The sequence below is a fragment of the Pseudomonas sp. EGD-AK9 genome (assembly GCF_000465935.2).
In the GTDB taxonomy this organism is placed as follows: Bacteria; Pseudomonadota; Gammaproteobacteria; order Pseudomonadales; family Pseudomonadaceae; genus Aquipseudomonas.
In genome coordinates this window covers 1-977 of sequence record NZ_AVOF01000658.1, presented here as the reverse complement: position 1 = coordinate 977, position 977 = coordinate 1, and the positions used below count along the sequence as shown (strand labels likewise).

The window sequence follows — 977 nt, the reverse complement described above, 5'->3', positions numbered from 1 at the left end:
GCGCCGGTGGCGCGGGCCTGGCGGTCGAGGTCGTCGGGCAGGATGCCGTGCTCGTCCATCGCCACCCCGTGCAGCGGCAGGCGCAACTGGCGCGCGGCGGCCTTGATCCCCGGCGCGGTGTAGCGCTCCACCAGGATCGCTTCACCCGCCTCGCACAGCGCCAACAATGCGGCTGAGACGCCCTGCTGGGCACCCGCGCAGAGCAGCAGGCCGTTCGGCGCCAGTTCCAGGCCACGGCGGCGCAGCCAGGTGGCGCCGGCCAGGTGCGCGCGCTCGACCAACGCCGCCGAGGGGTAGGCCTGCAGCACATCCAGCTCGCCACGTTCAGCCAGCGCGGCAAGGCTGGCGGACAGGTCGCGGTTGTCCGGGTCGTGCACCGGCACGTTGGTCGACAGGTCGATCAGTTCACCCTGCGCAGCCGGTTGCTTGAGGCGGAACAGGCTCGCCTCGCGACTGCCGGCCAGCACGTAGGTGCCACGACCGACCTCACCGGAGACCAGGTGCCGGCGCGCCGCCTCGCGGTAGGCGAGCATCACCGTGCTCGGGTTGATACCCAGCGTCCAGGCCAGGCGCCGCTGCGGCGGCAGGCGTTCGCCGGGCTTGAGTTCACCGCGGCCGATGGCGGCGGCGATGGCCTCCACCAGAGCGAGGTAGGTGGGCAGGGAACTGCTGGACAGGTCAGGGAGCCACATTGCTTGCCATGCAATATAAAGATTTACCCATACAATGCGCCGCACTAGCATCGGGGTCAACGCCACCCGGAGTGCCCGTCATGTTCGACCTTGCCCAACTGCGCCAGAGCGCCCAACTGGTTCACCGCCATATGGCGCCCACGCCGCAGCTGAGCTGGCCGCTGTTGTGCGAGCGCACCGGCTGCGAGCTGTGGGTCAAACACGAGAACCACGCGCCCACCGCGGCCTTCAAGGTGCGTGGCGGGCTGGTCTATATCGACGCCCTGTTGCGCCGCGAGCCGCAGG

Annotated in this window: 1 protein-coding gene and 1 pseudogene; one reads left to right on the top strand and one right to left on the bottom strand. The window is 70.0% G+C overall.

Going from position 1 to position 977, the window contains the following annotated elements; all coding sequences use genetic code 11:
- A partial coding sequence (locus tag N878_RS22310) for a GntR family transcriptional regulator (RefSeq protein WP_021445736.1) occupies positions 1-692 on the bottom strand: 692 nt, incomplete at its 3' end.
- An 80-nt stretch (positions 693-772) separates the two neighbouring features.
- On the opposite strand from N878_RS22310, the pseudogene N878_RS22305 reads away from it, so the two are divergent.
- Positions 773-977: pseudogene (locus tag N878_RS22305) on the top strand (pyridoxal-phosphate dependent enzyme); the annotation flags it as partial.